The sequence below is a fragment of the Dyadobacter sp. 22481 genome (assembly GCF_052044875.1).
In the GTDB taxonomy this organism is placed as follows: Bacteria; Bacteroidota; Bacteroidia; order Cytophagales; family Spirosomataceae; genus Dyadobacter; species Dyadobacter endophyticus.
Genome location: NZ_JBQENV010000002.1, coordinates 1,449,198 through 1,472,815 on the forward strand (window position 1 = coordinate 1,449,198; position 23,618 = coordinate 1,472,815).

Consider the following 23,618-nt stretch of genomic DNA (forward strand, 5'->3'; position numbering starts at 1 on the left):
GTGAGGTTGTTAAAGTAGTTTAATATACAGCCCGGAAGCTATGCGACCGGGCTGTAAGTTGTATTCAACAATCATTTAATTACGCCACCATTTTCGCCCGAAAAGGCGTACAAAAATGTACGCGATCGACATTTGCCAGTCGGGCACGCCATCTTCGAGGCACCGCATGGCAAACTCGATGTCGGCATGAAGCCGCGCCTGCTTTTCGCCGAATTCGGCTTCTCCGAGCCGGTTGTCGTATGCGTAGTCGTGGGCGATTGCCGCGTTTGCCATCCTGCCATGTGGCGGCATCAGTGGCCAGAGTAGGCGCGGGATGGTGGCGAAGTCGGTGCGGTACCCGGCTGGGATTACCATTTCGGGTAGTTTGGATTCGACCGTGCAGTCTTCGACGACCTCCCACCAGTTAAACCGATCGGGACTTTTGCGCAGGCGTATGTCGGGGTAGTGCGTCATGCTAATTAAAGCGCTTTAACGAATCGGCTTCCATGACTGCACCAGCGGCGATCGCAAACGGGTTCGCGCCGTTTTCGACGGCAAGCTTTAACCAGTCATACTGACCGATCGAGCCTTCCGGATAAGTGCCGTCTTCGCCCGGAAACACCAATGCACCGGTTTCGGGATTTACTTTGCTGCTGTTGTCGGCGACAAGCAGGAACGGGTCACGTTCGATCGACTGAAAGGCATTCAGCCGGTAGCCCTGCGCGTCGTAATGCTCAACGAAACAGATCAGGATGACAGTTTGGCTCTTGTAGTCTTCGTTGCGGCCGGCAACGGCGATTTTACGGATTACGTCCGGGTAGCCGGGCGAGGATGAAATCGCAATTCTTTGGAGATCTGACATATTGAAAGTGGATTATTAAACAAAGGTTGTGCCCATTGCATCGCGGATCGTACCGCCCCGTTTCGTCCATAGCTTGTTGTTGGTGGGGCTAATCACGGTTTCGCCTTCGGTGACGTTCGCGTCCGTAGAACTGGTTGGGTGGTATTGTCGCATGAAAACCCGGTCACCGATCATGTTTGTTTCCTGCGCGGTGGCGTCGATGGTGATCGTATTGGGTGTGCTCACCACGACGCGGCTGTAAACATCTTGTCGTGACCCAAGATTGTTTTTTCCGTTTGCCCCGGAAGCTGCAAAAAGGGTATTTGTACCCAAAGTGAAATTTGACCGCCAAACATACAAGTTCAGGCTTCCGTAAGAGGGAAATAATTCTGCGGTTCCAGGAGTGTCCTTTGCAAGGCAAATAGCTCCTTGTCTGCCACGGTATGTCGACTGATCGCCCGCTCCGGTGCTTCCGGCATGTCCTTCGACAGTTATAGCACCGTAGACCATCGAAACAAATACCTGATTGGAAATGCAGACAATCCTGCGGGTACCTTCGCCTACGTTCACGCTATTTCCGTCTGTTACCGTCAACTTTGGGAAAACAAGAGTACCGCCTTGTACTGACAGGATTAGGATAGGTGCTTTGATTGTCACATCGTTACTGACCGTAACGGTGTTTTTCATGATAACGGTGAGCTGCTGGGTTTTGCCGCTAAACAATTCGGCGACGCGGGTCAGTGTCTTTACACATCCGGTTGTGACGTGGTTATTGTTTGTTTCTCCGGTACGTGCATCGTTGCCATCTAAGCCGTCTACATAGACTGTCGCCGTTAAATTCAGGCTCCGGCTAACCAGGTTTGCATTTACGGCGTCGATGCTATTTACGGCAGCAGACACGCCGCCTGCCATCGCGCCCCACATGTTTTTCAGTAGGGAGCGAACCGAGGCGGCAGAATTGCTTTGAGGCGGGGCGGGTGGGGAGCTTTTGAGGTTTCCGTCGATAATACCCTCGATTTCGGCGGTAGGGGGATTCCAAGGCATAGTGTGTGATTGTGTGTTTAAGAGAAACTTATGTCGAAACTGTAATCGAACTCTTTGGTAGGGAAAAGCACTTCCGGGTCGACGCTTCCCATCCATAAGGCTGGGTGCCAATTGACGCCCGAAACCGAAAGCTGCTGGGAGCTGGTCTGGGAAACCGATCTCGCCCACGAAAGGCGCAGTCCGTTACTTTTGGTACCAGCCATATAGCAAAAGCCCGCCGTGTCGCGAAAGATGGCGATAAACCTGCGGTTATGGTTACGGTAAACCCATTCTACGATTTCGGAAGCAATACTCGGGATAGGCACCGAAACCTGCGGGTTGTACGAAGCGCCTGCAGGGCTATTTTGCAGGCCTTCCGAAAACGTGGCAGTCTTCGCCCGCAGTTTAATCTCGGTGACAACCTTCGCCCCAGAGAGCCACAAAGGGTTTGCGGCGGTGAGCAGCTGATCGGGATATACGTCAAACGCTACGCTGTCGCAGCCGATCAGATATAAGTGAGTGAGTGAGCCGGTCGCGACTGGCCCACATTTGACGCCTATACTTTCCAAATTTCCAAACATGGGGCGAAAATTAGGGCTTTAAATGACGGATGGAAAGGACGCAAAATCTAGGTATTTCAAAATAAAAAAGCCTCAATACGTTCAGCATTGAGGCTTTTTGCGGATTTGCTGCCCGGACTTTTTACGCGGGGATCGGACATTATTCGCATTTGCCGGACAAAACGCCGTGTAGCCGGACTTTTTACGCGTAACTTTTTTTTCTTAACCGGTTTAAACGGTCGATCCGGTCACGATAAATTTTGCGTAAAGTTTCGAACTCGACGTCGACGTCTCGCTGAATACCGTAGATCTCCAAAAACGAATTCACGTGCGGACTGTAATCGCCTCCTAAAAGATCATGAAGTGCGGAAACGTAAGCGATCAGGCTCCTACGGAAAATGTGATCCATGCCTTTTGCGATCATTGCGAGCCGGTCGTTTGAAACCTCATGGCTCAACGTGTGCGAATAGTAGGTAATGGCGACTACCCCTTCCCCCTGCGGCTTTTCAACTTTCTGCGTCCACGGGATCGGGCGGCTAACTGCCGTTACGATGTTCCCTAGCTCGCTGAATTTTTTTACATCGATCTGATCGGCTCCGTTTTTGGCCTTGTAGCCGTCATACTCGATCATAAAGAACTTTTTAACGTGGATAGGGAGGTCGATCAGAATGGTCTTTTTCATGTTTTTAGTCTATTCTAAAAATTTTATTTAAGTGGTCTAAAAATATTAACTTTTACTCAATCTTACAAGTGAAACGACCCGTAAGATTCGACTAATAAATTAAATTTGGTTACAACGATCGAATTCAAATTCGCATCTTATGTCTAAGAAAATCAGATAGCTATGAATAAGGTGTTGCTCTTCGTTTTCATTTTGGCTGCTTTTGTGCAGTGCAAAAAGGATAGCCCAATCCCATTGGGAAAAATTCAGCCTATCGTCGGTGAGTGGCGAATCACCGCCTACAAGGATACAGATGGAAAAACGACTGTTCCAGATACATCCATAAAAGGTAGATCCCTGATAACCGTGATACGCCCGGATGGAGTCATCGTCGACGGGTTTGGAAGAATGCCATGCTGCCCTGCTTCAAGGTATTTCTTTAACGATAGAGAATTCATTCCCCGTCCAACCGCTCCGGTCGAACCTTCATTTTGCCCTTTCGTTCTCTGTGGAGCATGCCCGGAAATGAGAATAACAATGCCCGCGCCCGACATTTTACATGTTACAAATTGTGGGGGAGGGACGTCGATATTAGTTAGGGAAAAGTAGATATAAACATTTCCCTAACTGATTAAAGACTCATGCAGCCAAGTTGGAAATCGCCCCGATCAATTGGTCAAATTTGCCCTGGGTATTGGTTGAATGCACCGCGCCTTCGACGTTGCGCACCGCCCCTTCGACCCCGTTCACGGCCTGTTTAACTTCCCCAATCGCGGAAACCATACGGGTGAGGGTTTCCCCGTTGGTGATCGTCTCGGCGAGAATATCCTGAATCGCTTTTAGCTGCGCCTCGCCCTGCTTTTTTGCTTCCGCGTGCGCTGCCGAAGCTCCTGCCGTGTCGCCCATCGTTGCCGGATCTGTGGCGTCGATTCCGTTGTATGCGCTGGTGTCGGCATCGACCCCGCCCATAGCGTCGGCCATTGCGGCATCAGCTTCGGCCTGTGCGGCTGCTGCTTCCTGCTCGGCTTGCTTGGCGGCTGCTTCGGCCTCTTTCTTCTTTTTGGAGCCAAAAAGGTACATTCCCTTTTCCCAATACGGCGACTCGAATTTGCCGCCATCCCGGAACGCCATCGGCGTCGCACCGGAGGCCATTGGTAGCACCGGCGAGTCAGTTTTCCCGGCAGTGCGGGCATTTTTGAACATCTGCTGTATTACCGGCCAGTTTGCCGCCGTTTGCTTGGCTGAAATAATCGCTTCATCCCCCTCCATTTCGCCGACTTCGCGCTGTGTCTTGCGATCCACGAGGGCGATCCCGCCCGTTCCGTAGATGTTGCCGTGTTTGCCTCCTTGCGCCACGAAACCGAGCGTTCCACCATACGCGAAAGAAGGCTCCGGCTGGCTTTTGATCTTGGCGATCTGTACACCCGTTGCTACGGCTGCGACCGCCGCCAGTACGATATTAAGCGGGAAAAAGTTGGCGAGGGCTTTCAACACGGCCAGCGCCCCGGTGATCAATGCAGCCGCGATGTCCGCTTTCTTCTGCGCCTGCCATGCTTTCTTCTTTTCGGCTTGCTCCTTCGTGCGTGCTTTTTGGTTCTCGGTCGCGATCAGGTCTTCCAGCTGCTCCTTAATCTCGGCTTTCTTTTCGGCTTCGTCTTCGGCCATTTTGACCTGTTTGTTGCTGGCCCTTTCCGCATCCTTCAAAACGGTGGCATTGACATCGGCGGTAAACTCGGCCAGCTCGTCGATCATGGTCGCTTTGGCTTCGGCTTCTTCTTCCGCGAGCCGGATCTTTTCCTCGCTCTCCTTTGTGGCCATCCGGATTTTCTCTTCCATCGCGGCACGCTCGTCGGCGGTTTTGGCCTCGTTCGCCATTTTCTGCAAGTCCATAATTTTCTGCTCTTCGGCTGCTTTCATGTCTTGCAGCTGCTGTGAGTAGAATTTGTGCAGGGCGTCACGCTTTTGTTCCTCGGTGGTAGTCTCCGACGTTAAGATCCTTTGAAGCTCAGCAAGGCGGTTTTGTTCGGCCTCTTTGACCTGTTTGATGTTTTCCGACGACTGTTTGATCATCGCCTCGGTGGTGGCCAGCTCGGCGTTGAGAATGGCGACCTTTTCGTCCCGCTCGCGGTTTGCTTCGGCAATCGCTTTTTCGGCTTTGCGTTGGGCGAGATCGTTCAAAAAATTGACGGCGGTCTGCGCCATTTGTCCGGCCTGCTCGTAGCTCGCTTGGTCTGCTGCGAGCTTTTGCTGCCACGCAGTCTGGTGGCCTTTGACCATCGTGCTGGCCGCGTTCATAAATCCGGAAACGTCACCCTGCAAAAGCGAGCTGAACATATCCGAATAGTTTTTTAGTGTCGCCGCTTTCTGCTCGTGCAGATCCCGATCGATCGCGAGCTTTTCGTCAGCGGCTTTCTTGTTTGCCATGACGCTGGCAATGTTGTACCGCTCTTCGATCGCATTCAATGCGGTGGCCAGCTGTTCGGTATCGGTGATCGTCCGAACGGCTTTCTGGCTTTCGGCTATCATTTCGGCTTCGAGCTTTTGCTGCGTAAGGCGCAGCTCGACGTCGACGCGGTCTTTGTGGACGGCTACGAGTTTTTGAGCGCTTCCCTTAGCCTGCATTTCGCGCCATTCGAGCAGGGTCATTTCTGCGCCTTTCTCCTGCTCGCGCACGAAATTTTCCGCTTCGAGACGCTTTTGGGCGGCTTCCTGCTCTTCCTTGATCCGTTTGTCGCGGTAATCCCGGCGCACCTTGTCGAGCGATTCTTCGGCGTTGCGGTTGATCGACTCGACGACTTTCAATTTCAGGGCTTCGTCGGCTTTCGAATCCTCGATGTCCTTAATGCGTTTACGGGCTTTTTCGCGGATTTTGCTTTCCTCGATTTCCAGCGAGGTGGTCGCGTTGCTGCGCTCATTTTCGGCCTCCATTTGGGAAAGTAATTCGAGGGCTTTTTCGCGATCTTTGCGCACCATTTCGTCGTACTTGTCTTCTGCATCCCGGAAGTCTTGCAGCTGCTTCTCCTTCGCTTTTTTGCGTTTGTCGAGCGCGGCCTGATCCTTTGCGGTGATCGTGTCAGCGGCGCCGGTGGCGGCTGCGATCTCGGCATCAGCTGCGGCCTTTGCGCCCTTTTGGGTGAGATCGACCTTTTTGTCGACGGTGGTTTTGTGCTGGGCGACGACCTTGCCGGATTCCTCCTTTAATTTGTCGTTATAGCCCTTCGTGAATGCGTCGCCGACCCTTTTGCCGCCGTTCATCATTACGTCGGCCATGCCCGCAATATCGAGCGTCAAAAATGCCTTCACGAATTGCGCGACGACCCCGGCAGCTTCTTTTAAACCAGCCATTAAGCCTGATACCCCGGCGCGTACCTTCTCGGAATGGTTATACCAGACCATAAAGCCGCCTACGAGTGCGGAAATAGCAGCGACGACCAGCCCGATAGGGTTTGCGGTCATGGCTGCGTTCAAAAGCCATTGTGCAGCGGTTACAGATTGGGTAGCGATCGCGCGACCTTTTTCGACGGCAGCGTGTGCGAGAGCCGAAGCAGCTGCGGCAATATTGGCGGCATTGAGCGAGACGATCGCAACGCCCAGCGCGGCGAAAGTCTCCTTATTCTCGACGATGAATTCCGGAACTGCTGCAAGTGCTTTAACCAATCCGATAAAGCCGGTAGTAACCAGAAGGACTGCGGGAATCAAGAAATTTCCCAACTGCTCGGCAAGCCACGTAACCATTTTACCGGTCTTGTCGAGCTGCGCCCCGAAGGTGTTGTTTTTGATATTGAACTCGTTGGTTAAGCTGGTGCCTTCCTTCATCGCCTTGTTTGCGAGCGCCTGCTTTTCCTTCACCATATCGGTCTTATCCGACAGCAGCATCATTACTTTGGTCGCCTCCTGCGATTTGATCCCCAGTGCGTCCATTTGCTTCACCACCACGTCGGTCGGAAGCCCTTTGAAACTTTGTGCAAGCCGCAGAATGACCTCGTTAGGGTCGGAGTTTACCAGCTTTTTAAATTCCTTTTCGGTGATTCCGATCTGCTTGGCATATTCTGCCGTAGCCTTTGTTGATCCCAAAAGAATATTTGTCAGACCACCGGCAGCGATTTCTGCCGTTAAGCCCAGCTCTTGCAGCGCCGCGCCTAATCCCATTGTCTGATCAATAGCGGGCGCGAGCTTGCCCAACTGCCCGATGCGGGTGGTAAAATCAGCGACTACCGGCCCTGTCGCGGATCCTGCGGCTCCCAGTTCATTAATGGCGCTACCTATGTCGTTTATGGCTTCCCCGGCTTCAAGATCTTTTGTTTCTTTGAAAAGCTTCGACATCGTACCCATCGACGCGGCAACTTCTTCCGCGCCGCCTGTGAACTCGTCACCGAGCGCTACGACCGCTTTATCGACGGACTCCACAAAACCGAGCATTTCTTCCTTCGCGATCCCGATCTGCCCGCCCGTTTTGGCAATATCCATCAGGTCTTTTTGAGCGGTTCTGGTGTCGATTTTTTGCACCGCTTTATTCAGCTCGACCACCTCCTGAGTGGTCATGCCGGTAGTTTTACGCACGTCACCGAATGCGTCGCTGATCTCTGCCGCGCCTGTTATTGCCGACCTTGTGAAGCGGACAAATGCTTCGAGCAGCATCTGTACCCCGGCGATCGAAAAGGCGCTGGCCATGTAGTCTTTTATACTCGACCAAAGCCCCGGCTTTGCAAGTCCTGCGGCTTCTTCGCGCAGCTTCCGCGCCTGATCGGTGACTTTCTTTAATTGAGCTTCGGCTTCCCCGATTTTCTTTAATTGGGCGTTCGCCTGGGCGCTTTCGGGCACCATGCTTTTCAGCTCCTTGTTTAGCTGCTTGACGTAGTTTTGCAGCTGCTGGAAGGTCATTTTTGACGTGTCCATTTGTTTGACGGATTTGGTCAGATCCTCCTGCGATTTGCGTACGGCGTCAAGATCCGCTTTCGTTTTTTTGTACTCGGCGCTGTTTTTGCCGAGCTGCTTTTCGATGTCCCGGAGGTTGTTTTTGTAGACAGTGGCCTGATTATTAAGCGTGGCCATTTGCTTGTCATAGTCGTTGGTCTCCATCCGCAGACGGAGGGTGCCGGTGTCTGTAAAATCCATAGTGTGTGCCTTGTGGCGGTTAGTGTGTGTCGGTAAATGCCAGTCGTAATTCGCTCATGGCCGTAGTTCCGGCATGTTGCCGGAGATCCGCGAAAAAGTAGGGCAGGATTTGGTTTTTTAGCGGGTCGTTGTATACACCCCGGTAGCCTCGTTTAATGTTGGGTTCCTGCCGGAAGACGTTGCGAACGCCCCACGCGATACGCTCGACCCGGCGCTGGTGGTCTAGCTTTTCAACCCCTCGTGGGTAGCCGGGTACGTACTTGAAATTTTGGACGCCGACCTGCTCGACAAACTTCACCATCGCCGACAGTGGCGGCATTCGGGAATAGTTGAGCGTTTTCAGATCCTTGATCCGGAGCAGGGCTTCGTAGTGGACATTTGCCTGAATCCAGCCGGTGCCTTTTTCGACGGCTGCGGCCTTGATGGAATTCAGCATTTCCCCGGTGAGCACCAGCCCTTGTGCATTCACTTCGCGGGAAATAACCTGCTCGGCACGTTGGGCGTACCGGCGCAGGATTTCGGCAAAAATGGGGTTTTCAATGAGGGAATCGGTCATTCGTAATTAGCGTTGTATAGTCGACGCTAATTTCTTTTGCCCGTTATCAAATAGAAAGGACACGAAGCAGAGGTATTTCTGTGGAATTGCTGACTTTAAGATTTCAGAACCTAATCCATCAGTTAAAAAATGAATTTTCGAATTGTTAGAAGTTTAGTATTTAGTTGCCTTGTCTGTTTGATATTAACATTTATATCCTGCGGCGGTAGTGAAAGAACCGCCTCTCCACCACAGGAACCCGAACTGGAGATTGGTGGAGACTATCCGGTTATGATGGATGTGACAGCCTGCGTTACTGAGAAGGATCTGGATGAGTTGGGCGAGTTCATTACGGCGGGTGATGAAGAGGGTTTTAAGCAAATGATTGTGAAAAAGGTGAATAATGGAACCGCATTTAGACTTGATAAAGGAACAAAAGTTAAGCTTATAGATATGGGATTTGGCTGGGTCAAGGTTAGAGTCCTTGAGGGGGCGTACCAGAATGAGTTAGGATACTTTGATACGGAATTTATTAAAGGTTTTAATAACTGACATTTAAATGGCAACAACTTTCGACAAGTTTCAACGAATGCTAGTAGCTCGATCCAAAAGCAATACCGAAGCAATTATCTTAATGCACGAAAAAGGCTTGTATGGCAATTCTGTGGCGACACTTAGACAAGAACTAGACTCACTTATAAGGGTAAACTACTTGAACGGATTAACCGATGACAATGAAGTTCTACGGTTAATTAGCGACTCGGTTAATGGTGTAGAATGGAAAAGGGCTAATTCAAAGCGCATTACGGACAGAACCATGCTGAATATCGTAAGCGAAGTGTGGACATGGGCTGCCGAAGTTTACGAGTTTGGGAATGCGTTCACTCATCTCACAAATTTTCACGACTATTTGGAGAATGATCCAATGAGCACGCTAAGCGCTGAAAAAAAGAATGCGGTTAAGAGTTACCTGACTTATTACCACCAATTCCCTCAAACGTCGGAAGTGACGTTTGCAAACGTAGTTCCATATATTCCGCAAGTTGCTACTAAGATTTCGAACAACTTGCGAGCGTCGATAGCTGCTCTTGGAACAAAGGTTATTAGTATTTCAAACTAGCATAACTATACATGTATTGCTTAAACTCCCCCGATTAGTAAGCATTCGGCCACTCCCTTCACCGGCACAGACGCATTAACCTGTGCGACAATATAATCCACTCCTTCGCAGTGGTATTTCTTCGAAAAATCAAGTTTTGCCAGATCTGCCTCGTTAAGAATGAATTTCTTAGCGAGGTAGAACATGCGCGTCCGGAGCGCGATCGTTTCCTTCCATACCGTCGCGGCCAGCCCTGCGGGCGTCAGCGTTACCCCGTCGAGCGTTGCCGACGCTACCGGCATACCCGCCGTCATTCCCGTCCAGAATAGTAGGCGGGGCATGAATGGCTTGGCGTCCTGCCCGTACTTACTTGTAAGCCCCTCCTGTCGACACATTGGCAGGCCGGTCGCCTGATTGGTGAGCAGCGTCGAAAACTTCATTGCGACGGTCGCAATGCCGTTGCGCCGGGCGGCCGGGCCGTTGCCTTCGACCTCGGGCGAAATGAAGTCAGCAAGAAATGCCGGTTTGTCTTTTGTCAGACCATCGTTCCCGTCCATTTGCATGGCAAACCCCAGCCTAGTATTAGGCTCCGGCGTCTTGATTTCGCCGATCGTCGCGCGGTCTGTCCAGTCGGCATTTGTAGGCGTCCGTAGGCATTCATCCCAGAAGTCGATGGTCAGGCTTTTTGCCACGGAATTAAACTCAAATTTCAGGTTTGCAACCTTGCGCAGCTCCAAAATGAATTCCACCACCGAGAGGGCAGGAAGGTGGTTTGCAACGCTAAAAGTCGCCGTTTCGGCTTCGGCGGTGTTGAACAAGATAAGCTTGCTCCATACCGGGTGCGAGAAAAAGCTGCCGGTAATGGTAACGCCCGAAATCGCAGCAATGCGTTTAAGCACCCAACATGCGAAAAACATCGGGGTTTTCGGGCTTACCTTGTAGCTGCCGCTTGCGTAGTCGTTCACGCGTCCGGTGTAGGATGCTGCCGCCCCATTTGCACCATAGTAGAAATCGTTGAGAATCGTCGGGTAGCAGTAGGCGGTTTCCCCGGCCACTGAATTTACAGGTGCAAGTGGCAAAACGGGGGTCACAGTGCCGAAATCGATCTCGCGCAGGTTCTTGGTCTGATAATCCCCAAAGAATAACCCCAGTCGGTCGGAATATGCACCTTTGTAGCCGGTATCGAGTGAGGCTTCGGTCAAAAGGAAATAACCTTCCCTGATCAGATCCCCGTTGTGGAAATGCTGATAAAGCAGCTCCGGCAGGTAATTCCCTGCCTGCGGCTCTTCATAGTAGCCGAAAACACCCCGGTTTTGGCGAACGGCGGGAAATGTCGGGATTTCTGCCGTCGAGCTGGGGATCGTTTCATAAAGCAGGTGAGGGTTTACGAGCGCATATTTTACCCCCACTTTTGAATCGGTCAGGACTTCGTGCCCGTTGATGCGGATCATAGGTTTACAACTTCAAAGGTTAGAGGTTCGTCGGAGCTATTGATTACCACGCCATCAAATGCAAAATATCCAGCTTGCTCGACTTTCACTTCACGGTTTTTGGACGGCAAAACGATCTTGCACTTTCGGATCGGTGCCGCCCCGACATACTCGACCTGTAAGATAATGTCGTACGTACCAGGCGGTGTAGTCGCAGTGGAAAGGTTTACTACAGGAGGGTTTGCTCCGACCGTGTTAGAAACGACTTCCACCCCTGCGACACGGATATCGACGACTGGCCCGAAATCAGCGCTTCCGATCACTTTTAACCCCAGATCCATCGGTATTTTGTGATGGATCGCGAAGTGAACCGGCACGTTATTGACGACGCATGAGCCGTTTGTGTTAGCGAAATCCTGCGTGTTCAGACTACTGTAACGGGCTTCTGCTAGTTCGTCGGCGTCACCGTCACGTTCACCGCCGTAATAGCCTGCCGGGATATTGATCATAGCAGTGCCTCCCAGATAATTCGCGCCGCAATTTGACCGGGAGAATGTGCCCGCCCGGTTGATCTCCGCGCTGGGGAATGGCGTAGAGCCGACCGCGATGGTCGTGTCGGTGATCGGTGCGATGTAGTCCGGATCTCCTTGTACGTTGGCCTTAACACTGTAAGGTTTTACCAGGGTGTTATCGTCGGCGTAAACTTTCTCGAGACGTGAAAAAGCAAGCTTTCCGGTACGCTTCCCGTAACCGTCCAGAACCTGCCCCAAATTCAGCCCGCGCCACTTGGTAACGCGTGCCGGCGTCGGCTGCGACGCAGGTAGATCAGAATGGTTTTCCACTGTATCCAAGATCCGAAATGTGAAAGATCTGGCGATCAGATCGGTGTTGTCTTGCTGGTCGACATTCGTCGTAGTCGTGAGCTGAACCGGGCGGTGGCCTTTGTCGGTGATCAAATACATTTCATCCGAAAGCAGCAGCTCGTCCAGGTGCTTCAAGTATGCGGCCTTATCCTTGCGGAAATAGCCGGTGCTGGCTTGCAGCTCGTGCTCGCCCTCAATGCTGATAATTTTCAACTCCGAGAAATCCGGGTCGGAGCCCGCCTTCCGCTCGATCTCGGCGGTCGTCTGGATCACGCGCAGACTGCGAGATCCTTCCCCGGTGAGCCGGAAGGTATCCCAGCCGCCCAAACTGTTCACAAATAAAATCGAGCGGTCGGCAATTTGCAGGCTCCGGTCAATGTGATAGGTGCGGGTTTCGGTGAACCTGCGCCCATCCTGATCACTTAACCAGACCTCGTAGCCGGTGGCGTTGTTTGGAACGTTGAGCACTGCCGCGCCGACCGGGCAGGTAACGACCGAATATAGTAGCGGGTTTGCCAGCGTCATGGCAGTGTATGCCGTCGACGCCGATCCGTCCACGTACAGGAAATGCACGCGCAGGCGCAGCTCGGTTGGAGCCGGTGAGAAATTCAGCAGAAAACTTAAATATTCCTCTTGCGTCGGTGAGACTGTTTTCTGATCGGGTTGCCACGTCAAAAACTGCTTTTTGCCCGCTTGCCACGTTTTAAAAAAGGTGTCGCCGTAGGCGTGGAAATCCTCGTTTGATAGCCCGGCTTTGATCGCGTACGCTTTGACAAGATCTGCGGCCACCGCCACCGGTGGGTTGCCCCCCTCGATTTCTTCATGCAAGTAAAACGCGGTGGTCTGTGACAGCGATAAACTAAGCGCGTTTTGCTTCCAGCGCGGCTTGGTGTAGGAGAGCAGCCCGTCGAGCTTTCCGTTTCGACCGGAATTATAGCGGAATTCTGCCCCTGAAAAGACTTGCACCCCGCCTTCGGTACTTACGGGCACTTCGCGCCCTTCGGACGTGTGTAGGGCTTCAAAAAGGTTACTGAACGGATATTCAGGAACAAATAGGGTAAGAAAGTATTTTAGACCGACCCGGCTAGTGAGTGCGGGGTCGGCTGCTTCGATGGTATGCGAAAGTTTGTTCCGGCTGAATTTCAGCGGAAGGAACGAGAGGTCTGTTGCAGATGCGTCGATCATATTCGTAATTTTTTACGAAAGTGGTCGACGCACTGAAAATGAAAAAGGACTGGTTTTTCGATACAAATTGGCTTACTTACCTACCTGTAGTACAATTTAAGGTCGCCGGAAAATTGACTGCGGCTGGTAAAATTTTAGGGTATTAAGTCGGGTAATATGAAAGACAGAGTGCTTTTGCAGCTTTATAGACGTCGTTTGAGCTTTAGGAATTTACACTCTTGGGCAGAATTGTTTCACTATGACGAGTTTTTCCCAGATCCCTTAACGCAGTGTGGAGAATATGTAAAAGATTTTCTTTCGAATGGATACATTGAGGATTTCGAGTATGAGGACGATATGTACGGTCACAAAAATGTCAAATGGTGGGGCTACAAGGTCACTCCTTTGGGAGAGAGCTATCTGAAAGAACGAAACTTGCTTTGAACATCCGACTAATGGGCGTCCGAATGCGTCGAACATATGCGTAATTTTTTACGAAAGTGGTCGCAACACCGAGTAAAAGGAAGAACAGATTTTTAAAACTCGTAAACCCGGTTGAAGAGCAGAAAAAAGAAAATTTCAAAAACAAACACAGCTGCCAGAAAGAACCAAATTACGAACCGTAGAATAACACGCGCAGTTTTCATTACAAGGCGATTTGAGCAGAGCCAATATATCAACAATACCTAATTTCAGCAAAAAATATGATTTGCCGGGATTCCGAGCCGGGCTTTTAGCTCGTAGCCACAGGTAGCGTCGACCCCGGTTTGATATTGGACAGGCTCCAACGTGACCGAATCGAAATCCAGATAGTTTTTCCCTGCGTATCGGTCGTGTTGCAAGCGCTTAACGATTTTGCAGGCGACGGTTTCGGCGTTCCGGTACGCCAGATCTTCGGAAGCGTGCTCGTCGGTGTCACCCTTAAAGAACACGAAAAGGGTCAGCTCAAAAAGCGCGTTTAGTAAAGCGTTGTCGAGAATATTTCCCCGGTATTTGGGTCGCATGACAAAAATGCCCGGATATACTTCTTCGCTCCGGCTATCGCCGATTATCCGATCCATTCCATTCGCGTCGGACATCTTCGCGTAGACGATCCCAGATTCCGCTTTTTGCTCTTCTAAAATTGGCGTGAAATACGGCCAGAAAATATCGTCAGTGGGTGTCATTGGCTGCTTTGCTACGTTCGTTTTGCTCTTTGATGTCCTTTTTGTGCTCTTCCAGAAATTGGAACACGTCGTGAATATTTGCGGATTTGGTTGCGTTCATGCCGCCGAAAATGTGCTTTTCAGAAAGTAGGTGCTGGTTTTTAACCATTGATTGACCGGGATAGTCTTCGGTCGGGGCTGGCCCTGTTGCGTCCGAATCGAACAGATCGTAAAAGCTGAAAAACTCCTTCAGTGTGCCCAAAAAGTACATGAGCACGAGGATCTTTTCTTTGATGTATCCGTCTTTGATCAGATCCGCCCGGTGCCGCGCAATGTGCTCGTTATACTGCTCGCGGTGGTCGCCGTTCCAGTCCGGGTCGTTCATGTAGCTACCCGACCGGCGCGGCCTGCAAACGGTAGCCACGAGCATATTCAGGCGCTCGTCACCTTCGACGAGCTGCTTAATGAAAGCCTGCGCGTTTATGTGCGCATTGGTCAGCTCGCCGAAACTCATGCTACGGAAGCCTTCCTCGAAAAGTACCCACCGGGTGCCATCGACGTCGAAGCCTTCGGGAAGCGGGCAGACGGTCAGCTCGCCCTGCCACATCCAGCTTAATTGACCGAGCACGCCCTGCAATGCCTGCGCGTTTTCTTCGTGCTGCTCTACGGTGCGGTGCCCGGCGAAGTAGTGGCACATTAGCTTTTTCCACTGGCCGGGCGCATATCCGAGAATTGTCCGGAGTACTTCCAGATACGTGCCACCACTTTCGGGGTACACATAAAGCAGGGTCAGCAGCTCCGGCAGCTGTGCCGGGTTTACTTCCGTCCAATTCTCGGGCAGCTTATAGCACTTGTCGTTTAAAAAGATTTCGGTCATTGGTAATCAGCTTGTACGGTTATCCAGACTTCTTCACCGAGCAAAATGGCGGCTCCGATGTCGGTTTGAAGGTCGAGCGCAGCATTTCGGCTTTCTGTGACCATGTAGTTGCCGACTTGCTTTTTCCAACTTCTGCCCGGCAACAGACAGCCGTCCGTATCCTTCGCCCAGTTCCCGGCATGAATCCGGATACCGGAAAAGCCCGGAACGCCGATCAGGATCGGTAGCTTCTTTTTGAATCGTGGCGAGTAGGTGATCTCGACACGGTAGCGACCTGTGGGAATGGCGGTTTTGCCCATAACTTTTAGCCCTCTGATCGTCGAGAGCGGCATTTTTGCCCCTAAACCGCGATCGGTGTCTTCGAGCACGAAGCAATTAAAGATCCCGTCGACCGATAAAATGCCCAGGGTACTTTCCTTCCCCTGTTGTTGGCGTGTCAGAAGGATCTCCATTAAACCAGATCTTTGAATTTTCCGGACTCGTCAAAGTTTTTCAGGCGGGCGAGAATCTTGGTAGAAATCCCTTTCGGATTGATCTCGGCGAAATTCTCCAAAATGCTGATTGCTTCCCTTACCATCATCAAGCAGTAAAGCACATTGTCGAGCCAATCAAAAAGCCCGCTGGGTTTTCCCTTAATCGGGAAATTCATCAGAACGTGAGCCATTACGAGCAGTGAGCCGTAGGTAAGGAGCTTCTCAAACAGGCGGGCATAGGCACGCGATTCGAGGGTCTTTTTTTTCCACGCCTTGTAGGTGCCGGAAACCGTATCGACGCCGATGATCACGAGCAGAAAGATCAGGAAGAACCAGTCGTCGAAAAAATAGGTGTCGAACACGGCTTTTAGACCGGCGAGGGCTGCGGAAAACGACAAAAGGCTTTTGTCGGAGATTGTCGCGAGTAACGCGTTTAGTGTGTGTTTCATTAGTGTAAACAGGGTTAAAAAACTGCCATTCCGGTTAAGAGTCCGAGCCCGGCCGCGACGATAAGCCGCCTGCGGTTTCTCCTCCTTTCGGCCTTGATTTGTTGGGCAAAACTTTCACTTTGCTGCTCGCATCGAAAGGACATAATTTGCAGCTGCATCTGTACCGCGTATTTCTCTTGTTGGATCTGCACATTTTCTTTTTGCAAGTTGTAGGCGATGGGTTTCAGCATCTCGTAACGGATCAGGCTATCGAGCAAACTTTCTTCGTATTTGCGACTGAATGCTGTCTCGGTATCTTGTGCGCAGGCTATGCCAGCCGGGAGCACGCATAGCAGCAGTATCGCGGTAAGCCTTCCAGAGTTTTTCATTATCGGCGCGGATTTTGTCGCCCGCTTCCCGGTGTTCCTGCTCCTTATGGCGGTAAAAAGCGGCGCTGTCGACGGGTTGGGCGGTCGGGGTTGGATAGGTGCCCGGCCAAAATGCCCAGGCGATCGCCACGCCGACCAAAACGGCCAGCGCGACTTTGAAAAATGGTTTGCGGGTCAGTTTCATTGAATTTTAGCGTGAATACCACCGCCCGCCACGGTATTTTTGACGATTTGGCCGTTTGGCAGCTCAACCTCCAAAGTGTGCGGCTTATTGTCCGCGTACCGGTTCATGTAAAACCACGCGGTAGCCCCGTTTTTCGTTTCAGAAAGGACAAAGCCCCGTTTTTCGTAGTAGGCGTCGATTACCTCGTTTATCGCCGTTTGGTCGGGCGTGATCCAGCTGCCGCCATCGACGCGGAAGCGCAGGTATTGACGATGCCCGCCTGCTGTCTTCCCGAACGTTAATGCATATAGGCGCTGGCCGAAGTAGCTTAGATCGGTGCTTCCAGTGTAGCCGAAGTAGATCTCGCCGTCATGTTTCCAAAGGTGCGAAAAGCCGCCCTGCGGGGTGGTCGAGCCGGTCGGGTACCAGTCGCCGTTCAGGAAACGGTAATCCAGATTTTTGGAGTCGACTTTTGTGGAGCCGCCCCATTCACAAAACAGGTTCCCGTAAACCTGCGAAAGAAACCCGTTTGCAATGTGGGTGCCCGGATCGATCGGCGCTTTATCGTTTCTGAAATAGGTGCCGTCATCGTAGCGGATTTCGTGTTTATTGTTTGGGCGCGTCTCATACTGCCCGAAAAGGAATACTCCGGCATTGTAGCCCAAATGCTTGAAATAGGCGAGCCGGAAGATCAGCTCCAAAGGCTGGCGAAGGGTCAGATCCGGCGCATTCAGGTAGACCGCTTCGACGATCATCGTCGTGCTGAAAAGCGTGCCGCCCGGCGAGTAAACGGTCTGCGGTAGCTGCTCTGGCGTTCGCCTGAAAATGCCTTTGTAATAGTCAGCGCCCTTATTATGGACTAGCGATTCGCCACCCAGCCAGAAGTAATTATGGCAAATTTCGTAAGGGATACCCCGGCTTTTAAAACGCTCGTCGTACCGCTGGCGCAAGCGGGCGTAAAAGTGGCGCCACATATCCGCGTCGTCGCGCTGCCATGAGACGTTTTCCGAGGTTTCCCCGATCCAGATCGCGTCGGAAACGTCGGCCTGATCCGCTTTTTGTATTGAGGTTTCCCGGTCTAATGCGCCATTCGGCCACCATGACTTCGAGGTACCATCTGGCCAGAGCCCTTCGGCTCCGGTTGGGTGCAGCCCTAAAAATGCCTCTAAGCGAGGGACGTCGTTGTAAGTCTTCCCGGCGTTTTTCAGCTCGACGACCTGCTTATTTCCGTCCGCTTCGTTCCACGGCAGCGACAGGTGCGGCAGGTGCGTTACACCCTTCGCAAATACTTTATCGACGCCCCACGGTTTCCAGCCATTAATCCAAAAGTGCCCGGTGGGCAGCTGCAGGTCTTCGGCGATGTCTGCCCATTGAACCTGTTGCCCGCTGGGGTCGTAGCCCTGCGGCACGTGGTTTAAAAAGCCAGCAGCAGCGGGCGATCCCGGATCTTGTGCGGTTTTAGCAAAGAAAGTGTGGAACGGGTAGCTGGTGTTATGACTGAAACTTTCCCCGCCGTCCAGTTGATAGTAGCCGTTATTCCCCTCTTGCCCGGTTCCCCATTGGTTTATCGTATTCAGATCCTTGCGCAGCTTCATTTTTAGAAAGCCGATCGGGTTGTTTCCGGCCAGAACGTAGTTTTTCAGCGGCTTGTCTTGTGTGACGATGTCCGATCCGATCAGGTATCGGTAATTGTACCGGTCGCCCCGGTCGTCGGCTGACAAGTCACTCACGAGCCTAACCCCCGCAGAATCACGGGCGGTTAGTTTCATGTGCTCGTCCATACCCTTCGCGATCGTCACGAGTTGCCCAGGCGCGGTGGTGCCGGGAGCAGTGCCGCCACCGTCGACGGGCGGTTTCGGGTCGGGTTTGGTTGGAGGGATCACCACGTCCCCGGATTGCTTCGGTACGGTAAAGCCAAACGGGCTGGGCTGGGAGATGCAATTTTTGCCCTCGTAGATCAGGGTATAATTGCCTGCGAGCAATGGCTGGTCGAATCGGATCAGCGGCTGGGCGTTGTTCGGCGAAACGGAACCGGAGCGCAGGGTATTACCGGCCAGATCCTTAATTGTCCAGCTGATTTCGAAAACCTTCTCGCCGTGAAATTGGCCGATCAGGCTGCGATCGGTGACGTTATAAACCCCGTTCAAGGTTGGCCCGGTTTTGCATGGCTCCTTTGCGGGTGTCGTCGGCTCGACCGGGTCGGGATCTTTCACGCCACCCTGATCTTTCAGCACGCTACGGACATAGTTTTTAACCCATTCTTTGCCGACCAATGTATCGGGTAGGGTAATGGTCAAATTTTGGGCACTCGCGCTCAGCTGCCACAATGCGAGCAGGGTCAGCAAAAACAACCTTTTCATATAACAACATGCGGTTTGTGTGTGTAGTCTTCGGTTTCATCGCACGAAGACAAGGCGATTTTACTTTCGTAGTATTCGGGGAAAATGGTCGGGCTTGCGACTTCTTCCATGAATTCGGTGAGCTGCGACAGGTAGAGCTGCGCGTCTTGCCAGAGCTGCCGACGTTGCGCCTGTCGGTAGGATTTTTCGCCGATGTCTTCTTCACGAATTCCGTCCTTCTTCCGGATCTGCCGGACGCCTTCGTTATCGACCAAAAGCGGCAGGTAGGGGTATGCCTCGTGAAGGGTCAGGAATGCGGCCGCGAAACGGATTTTTTCAACCAGTTCGCGCTCGATCTCGGTTAGCTCGACTTCGGCATCCTGCCAGCGGGTTTTCAGGGCACGGAATACGGGGCGGGTGATCAGCGGGGCGATGTATTCATTTTCTGCCCGGTTCACAAACTTGATCAGATCCGCAAAGAACCGGCTGTTTCTGCCCACCAGCGGAGCATAGTGTCCCAGCTCGGTCGCGCTCCGGAGAAACAGCCGGTTCCGTTCGCGGTACGCTTGCGAACTTGTCCATGCCTGCGGCATTTCTTCTTCGAGGGTTTCCCAGAAAAATTCCTGAAACAAATCGATCATGGCGACGTTCGCCTCGCGGGTGTCGACGTACTCCCATTTTGTAATAGCGACAGTATTGGCAGGCGAGTTTTTCGCCATGCCTAAATCGCCGACGCGGATCTTTAAATGCGGGACGGCCTTGTCGTAAGCCGCCCAAACGACACACCCTTCGGCGCTCTCCAAAAGGTCGGCAGATAGCCCCGGCAGGGCTGCGAACAATTCCGCGCCGATCGCCTTGCGAAAGTCGCGCGTGGCGACTTTCACGAAGGGCAGGACGGTGTCCATTTTTAGGCTGGTTTGGACGCCGCCGATGTGTTTTTTTAGTGTGGTTAGTGTGATTTCCATTTTATTGGCCAGTGTTTAAACTTGCTTGTTTGCCGTTCGGGTCGACGTCGAGCGTGGTCAGCTGCACACCTTTTACGGCCGCGACTACGTTCTTATACCCCATGAATTTCAGGTGCTGGTTGATCGGTTTCAGCGTCAGGTAGCGGTGGATCGGCGTTCGGTATTCACTCTGGAAATCGGCCATTACCCGGATCTGGGAACCGGAATCGTTACCCTTGCCCGGATTCACCCCGGCGAGCGTCGGCAGGATACCGACCGAGTTCGCAATGCTTTGGTGCGCGGTCTGCCAGACTTTGTCGTAGGCATCGTCGGACATTTCGTTTTTGAGCGGTACCACATCGACGTTATCGAGCATTTTTCCGTCCGTCCCGCGCAGGTACTTAATGAGCATTGACTTATTGACATTGTCGGTACCGGCGAGCCATTTGGAAAGGTTGTCGGAGAAATCGCCCCACCGCTTCTTTGTGTCTTTTGCTTCGACGCTTCGACCGCCCTGGCTATCGAAATAGTCCTGCGGCATCCTGATCAGATATTTGATATTGTAGCCGTTGAGAATCCCGTTTTTGTGGAATGCCATAATCAGGTTTGCCAGCTCGATCGCGTCCTGTGCGCACCACCACGAAGCGAAGGCGTAGTGCGGTTGCCCGGCGATATTCTCCTTCGCGTGGCTGATCGTCACCGTCCGCGCTTTGTTGTATTCCCAATCGAGCCGGTTAAATGCCTTAATCCGGTCGGTATCGCTCGAAATGAAGCTCGGAAAGTGGCCGAAATAGGGGTTTACGTGGTATTCTCCGGATTTCCCTGCCATCGCCCCGATCCGGGTCGAAAAGCTATCCGAAACCGACAATTTGAACCAGTTGTCGCGCGGATCATATTCCCACCGGGTGAAGACATTCGCGGTGTCGACCCGCTGGTTTATCGCGGAAATGAAATAGTCCTGCAATTCGGTCGCCTCGCTCCATTCGTCGAGCAGCGCGTCGGTGTAGGGGATCAGTTGCGGCTGGCCTTTGGCATCGACCGAGCGTTTGAAAAAGCCGACGCCGCTGCCGTAGATCATATCGCGAAGCGATTCGAGCAGCGGGCGAACCATTGTATTGCGGGTGATCAGTTTACGCATGAGGTTCGGCTGGTTGTCGCCGAAGCCCCAGCGGACGTGGTCGAGTAAATCGAGCTGCGGCCAGTACGAGCCGCCAAAGCTCGTGTCGATACCCGCGCCCCCACCCGTCATTTGTAGCAGGGACGCGCTGGATGTGCCCTGATTCATCAGGTACAGATTAGATCCGAGTTGTAGCATATTCTCCGTTAGTGTGGTCTATGATGTGACCGTCTACCTCGATGAGTAGATCGATCTTTATTCTGAAATGCTTCTTTGATTCGCTGGCCTCGTCATGGTTCACGAAAAGGAACTCATGCGCCTCTTTCAGGTCGCCTTTGAATTTGGACGCGCCCGGTAGGTGACGGAAACTTTTCGATACACAGGCTTTATAGCCGATCGTGTGGTCGAGCTTGCGGTATTTTACCGAATGAATGGAGGGCTGGCCGCGCGAATCGTCGGCGCGGAGCCATGCCATTGCTACCTTACGTTTAATTACTTGTTTGACTGCCACGTGCTTTTCTTTTCTGCGAAGTTGCAGGCACGGAGGCGAGGGGAGAAGGACAGGATTTAAACTACAAAAGCTGCCTAGCGGTAGCTCCCAAAATGGAAAAGCCCAGTGACCAAGGCACTGGGCTGTAGAGGATTAATTATTGTACAATGACTTAAAAAAATCTAGTCTACAAAAACCGTTTCAAAAATCGTAGCATCTCTCGTGCCTACATTTTCCGTTATTATCCCCGCAACAGTAGTTTTTGCGACTTCCTCAGGCATAAGTTTATGTTGGGGAAAGTACTTTTCGATCAATTTGCTCAAATTGTCAATAAAATCCGCCTCGAACGAGTCCTTTGTGCTATAACGCCAATTGTCTTCGGTAGTTTCATCGTAGAATCGGAAGCACCAAAATGGCACGATAATACTTATTACAACGTAGACTAGTTTCTGATTTTTTAGCAGCCCATCCGAGTTGCGAATTTTACCAAGTCCAATTTCAAGCAGGTAAGACGGCGTAAACCCGAAGCGAGTGTAATCCGCTGCGCCAGAGTTTATGAGATGTAAGTATTGATTTAAAGCACTCTTGAACGCCTCCCAGTTCGCCGATTCATTCAAATTAGCCTCTTCGCACCGATCTTTTCTTCTTTGAAATTCTGGCGAGGTGTCTGGTTCGCTGAATTGAGCGATGGTTCGATTTTTCGGGTAATACCTGTATACGGTATCAAATATTTCTTCTATTGCCATTTTTTATTGTTGACCTGGACAGATAATGCCGGGATTGTGCCACGTTGAAGAACCGGTAACGGGTCCATTCGTCCCTTCAGAGTTAGAAACCTTGCAAACATCGGTAACAAATCCCATTTTTTGATTCAATTTTTTTTGCATTCTCTTTGCTATCTCCCACGGTACCGTAGCCGCGGTCACTTGTCCTCTGTTGTACATCTTTTCCACTTCTACCATTGCCTCCCACGCGGATGCTTCGGCTTTTTCTTGCGCCTCTTTCTGGTGAATGATGCGCTGCTGTTGCTCAGACCAGTAGGGGACACCTACGTCCAATGTCATCTCAATTGGCCCGTCAGGGATGAGACCTATTCTGATCTTTTTTACAGTTGCAGCTTGCCAAGTTGTCGTTCCAACTCTTGTGAAAGGCCAATTGCACCACCGTATACGAGCAGTTTTGATAATGTTTTCTGCAGCCCCTAACTCCCATATGCTACTTACAGTTCCACCAGTTGTTCCGGTACCTCCACCGCCTCCACCAGTGCTACCGCCGCCGCCGCCGCCGCCTCCGCCTGACCACGCATAGCATTTCGTTTCTGTATGCATGAATTGGCAAGAGTGGAAAATTACAACCCCATCAATTACAGGACATGAAAACCAATCGATGTTTTCTGCCATTATGCATATTGGCGATTCTGTTGATGTTCTCCCATTCTCACTTGTTTGCGGAGCAATTTCGTAAGCGACCTTCCCATTTTTCGTATAAATTCCACTTTCAAAGTTGCCATTAATATCCTCGATCCATCTAATCCCGCTGAAAGAAAAATCGGGATTCCCTTTTAGGTTGTCAGCGTCGGGGATCTCAGTCATAACCTCATACTTGTATTTTCCCTTTGTGTTTGTGACAACTAGTTTCGTTATATCTGAATACGAAACGGTAGTGCCATCTTTCAACTTCGTGTAGATTTCCTCCTCTAGTCTAAATGGAATAATTTTGACCGGGCTACCGTCTGTGAGGTATTCTGTGTAAGCGTTTTCCCAATTAATAAGTCGCCTATTTGTTTTTTCAGATTTTCCCTTTCCTTTTCTCGAAAGTTTATCATCAACCAATTGATTGTGATACTGCTTTTTCGCTTCCTCGATTGAGAAGGTGTCGTTAGCGCCAGATATCGGTTCTGCGACATCACTCCCGGGATTTTTGCAGCCGATATAGCTCAGTACCAGAAATAAGAAAATAACACTTTTCTTCATTTGAATCTGA

The 23,618-nt window shown here is 51.6% G+C and carries 24 protein-coding genes; 3 read left to right on the forward strand and 21 right to left on the reverse strand.

Going from position 1 to position 23,618, the window contains the following annotated elements; all coding sequences use genetic code 11:
- Window positions 1-75: 75 nt before the first annotated feature.
- From ACTJJJ_RS16060 to ACTJJJ_RS16090, 7 genes are all read right to left on the reverse strand, one after another.
- Complete coding sequence (locus ACTJJJ_RS16060; RefSeq protein WP_440702300.1) at window positions 76-453, reverse strand: DUF1353 domain-containing protein; 378 nt, start codon at window positions 451-453, stop codon at window positions 76-78.
- A gap of 1 nt (window position 454) precedes the next feature.
- Window positions 455-841, reverse strand: a complete 387-nt coding sequence (locus ACTJJJ_RS16065; RefSeq protein WP_440702301.1) for a hypothetical protein — start codon at window positions 839-841, stop codon at window positions 455-457.
- Window positions 842-856: 15 nt separating this feature from the next.
- Complete coding sequence (locus ACTJJJ_RS16070; RefSeq protein ID WP_440702302.1) at window positions 857-1,864, reverse strand: hypothetical protein; 1,008 nt, start codon at window positions 1,862-1,864, stop codon at window positions 857-859.
- 17 nt (window positions 1,865-1,881) lie between these two features.
- Window positions 1,882-2,424 (reverse strand): hypothetical protein, encoded by a 543-nt coding sequence (locus ACTJJJ_RS16075; RefSeq protein ID WP_440702303.1) that lies wholly within the window; start codon window positions 2,422-2,424, stop codon window positions 1,882-1,884.
- Window positions 2,425-2,605: 181 nt separating this feature from the next.
- Window positions 2,606-3,085: a hypothetical protein gene (locus tag ACTJJJ_RS16080; protein WP_440702304.1), complete on the reverse strand. Its 480-nt coding sequence runs from the start codon at window positions 3,083-3,085 to the stop codon at window positions 2,606-2,608.
- 618 nt (window positions 3,086-3,703) lie between these two features.
- Complete coding sequence (locus tag ACTJJJ_RS16085) at window positions 3,704-8,179, reverse strand: phage tail tape measure protein (RefSeq protein WP_440702305.1); 4,476 nt, start codon at window positions 8,177-8,179, stop codon at window positions 3,704-3,706.
- A 19-nt stretch (window positions 8,180-8,198) separates the two neighbouring features.
- Entirely contained in the window at window positions 8,199-8,735 is a 537-nt protein-coding gene (locus tag ACTJJJ_RS16090) for a hypothetical protein (RefSeq protein ID WP_440702306.1), read from the reverse strand.
- A gap of 129 nt (window positions 8,736-8,864) precedes the next feature.
- Between ACTJJJ_RS16090 and ACTJJJ_RS16095 the strand changes: the two genes are divergently transcribed.
- Both ACTJJJ_RS16095 and ACTJJJ_RS16100 read left to right on the forward strand, forming a co-directional pair.
- Window positions 8,865-9,266, forward strand: a complete 402-nt coding sequence (locus tag ACTJJJ_RS16095) for a hypothetical protein (RefSeq protein ID WP_440702307.1) — start codon at window positions 8,865-8,867, stop codon at window positions 9,264-9,266.
- Window positions 9,267-9,273: 7 nt separating this feature from the next.
- Window positions 9,274-9,834 carry a hypothetical protein gene (locus ACTJJJ_RS16100; RefSeq protein ID WP_440702308.1) on the forward strand — a complete coding sequence of 187 codons (561 nt, stop codon included), beginning with the start codon at window positions 9,274-9,276 and terminating at the stop codon, window positions 9,832-9,834.
- A 20-nt stretch (window positions 9,835-9,854) separates the two neighbouring features.
- On the opposite strand, the gene ACTJJJ_RS16105 is transcribed toward ACTJJJ_RS16100, so the two are convergent.
- Window positions 9,855-11,264, reverse strand: coding sequence for a hypothetical protein (locus tag ACTJJJ_RS16105; protein ID WP_440702309.1), 1,410 nt, complete (start codon window positions 11,262-11,264; stop codon window positions 9,855-9,857).
- Window positions 11,261-13,291 carry a DUF5977 domain-containing protein gene (locus ACTJJJ_RS16110; protein ID WP_440702310.1) on the reverse strand — a complete coding sequence of 677 codons (2,031 nt, stop codon included), beginning with the start codon at window positions 13,289-13,291 and terminating at the stop codon, window positions 11,261-11,263. Before ACTJJJ_RS16110 ends, ACTJJJ_RS16105 begins: the two co-directional genes overlap by 4 nt.
- Before the next feature lie 156 nt (window positions 13,292-13,447).
- On the opposite strand from ACTJJJ_RS16110, the gene ACTJJJ_RS16115 reads away from it, so the two are divergent.
- Entirely contained in the window at window positions 13,448-13,714 is a 267-nt protein-coding gene (locus ACTJJJ_RS16115; protein ID WP_440702311.1) for a hypothetical protein, read from the forward strand.
- A 248-nt stretch (window positions 13,715-13,962) separates the two neighbouring features.
- Here the strand turns inward: ACTJJJ_RS16115 and ACTJJJ_RS16120 are convergent, their stop codons facing one another.
- The 12 genes from ACTJJJ_RS16120 to ACTJJJ_RS16175 all read right to left on the reverse strand — a co-directional run bounded on the left by ACTJJJ_RS16120 (window position 13,963) and on the right by ACTJJJ_RS16175 (window position 23,608).
- Window positions 13,963-14,436, reverse strand: a complete 474-nt coding sequence (locus tag ACTJJJ_RS16120) for a hypothetical protein (RefSeq protein WP_440702312.1) — start codon at window positions 14,434-14,436, stop codon at window positions 13,963-13,965.
- Window positions 14,423-15,292, reverse strand: coding sequence for a hypothetical protein (locus ACTJJJ_RS16125; RefSeq protein WP_440702313.1), 870 nt, complete (start codon window positions 15,290-15,292; stop codon window positions 14,423-14,425). The genes ACTJJJ_RS16120 and ACTJJJ_RS16125 overlap by 14 nt, the downstream gene beginning before the upstream one ends.
- Window positions 15,289-15,744: a DUF5675 family protein gene (locus ACTJJJ_RS16130; protein WP_440702314.1), complete on the reverse strand. Its 456-nt coding sequence runs from the start codon at window positions 15,742-15,744 to the stop codon at window positions 15,289-15,291. The genes ACTJJJ_RS16125 and ACTJJJ_RS16130 overlap by 4 nt, the downstream gene beginning before the upstream one ends.
- On the reverse strand, window positions 15,744-16,214 hold the full coding sequence (locus tag ACTJJJ_RS16135) for a bacteriophage holin (protein ID WP_440702315.1): 471 nt from the start codon (window positions 16,212-16,214) through the stop codon (window positions 15,744-15,746). Before ACTJJJ_RS16135 ends, ACTJJJ_RS16130 begins: the two co-directional genes overlap by 1 nt.
- A gap of 14 nt (window positions 16,215-16,228) precedes the next feature.
- Complete coding sequence (locus ACTJJJ_RS16140; protein WP_440702316.1) at window positions 16,229-16,444, reverse strand: hypothetical protein; 216 nt, start codon at window positions 16,442-16,444, stop codon at window positions 16,229-16,231.
- Between the two features lie 16 nt (window positions 16,445-16,460).
- Entirely contained in the window at window positions 16,461-16,766 is a 306-nt protein-coding gene (locus ACTJJJ_RS16145) for a hypothetical protein (protein WP_440702317.1), read from the reverse strand.
- On the reverse strand, window positions 16,763-19,105 hold the full coding sequence (locus ACTJJJ_RS16150) for a hypothetical protein (RefSeq protein WP_440702318.1): 2,343 nt from the start codon (window positions 19,103-19,105) through the stop codon (window positions 16,763-16,765). The genes ACTJJJ_RS16145 and ACTJJJ_RS16150 overlap by 4 nt, the downstream gene beginning before the upstream one ends.
- Window positions 19,102-20,049: a DUF6712 family protein gene (locus tag ACTJJJ_RS16155; RefSeq protein WP_440702319.1), complete on the reverse strand. Its 948-nt coding sequence runs from the start codon at window positions 20,047-20,049 to the stop codon at window positions 19,102-19,104. The genes ACTJJJ_RS16150 and ACTJJJ_RS16155 overlap by 4 nt, the downstream gene beginning before the upstream one ends.
- A 1-nt stretch (window position 20,050) precedes the next feature.
- On the reverse strand, window positions 20,051-21,343 hold the full coding sequence (locus ACTJJJ_RS16160) for a hypothetical protein (RefSeq protein ID WP_440702320.1): 1,293 nt from the start codon (window positions 21,341-21,343) through the stop codon (window positions 20,051-20,053).
- Window positions 21,324-21,620: a hypothetical protein gene (locus ACTJJJ_RS16165; RefSeq protein WP_440702321.1), complete on the reverse strand. Its 297-nt coding sequence runs from the start codon at window positions 21,618-21,620 to the stop codon at window positions 21,324-21,326. The genes ACTJJJ_RS16160 and ACTJJJ_RS16165 overlap by 20 nt, the downstream gene beginning before the upstream one ends.
- Window positions 21,621-21,817: 197 nt before the next feature.
- Window positions 21,818-22,381: a hypothetical protein gene (locus ACTJJJ_RS16170; protein WP_440702322.1), complete on the reverse strand. Its 564-nt coding sequence runs from the start codon at window positions 22,379-22,381 to the stop codon at window positions 21,818-21,820.
- A gap of 3 nt (window positions 22,382-22,384) precedes the next feature.
- On the reverse strand, window positions 22,385-23,608 hold the full coding sequence (locus ACTJJJ_RS16175) for a hypothetical protein (protein ID WP_440702323.1): 1,224 nt from the start codon (window positions 23,606-23,608) through the stop codon (window positions 22,385-22,387).
- Between the last annotated feature and the right edge of the window lie 10 nt (window positions 23,609-23,618).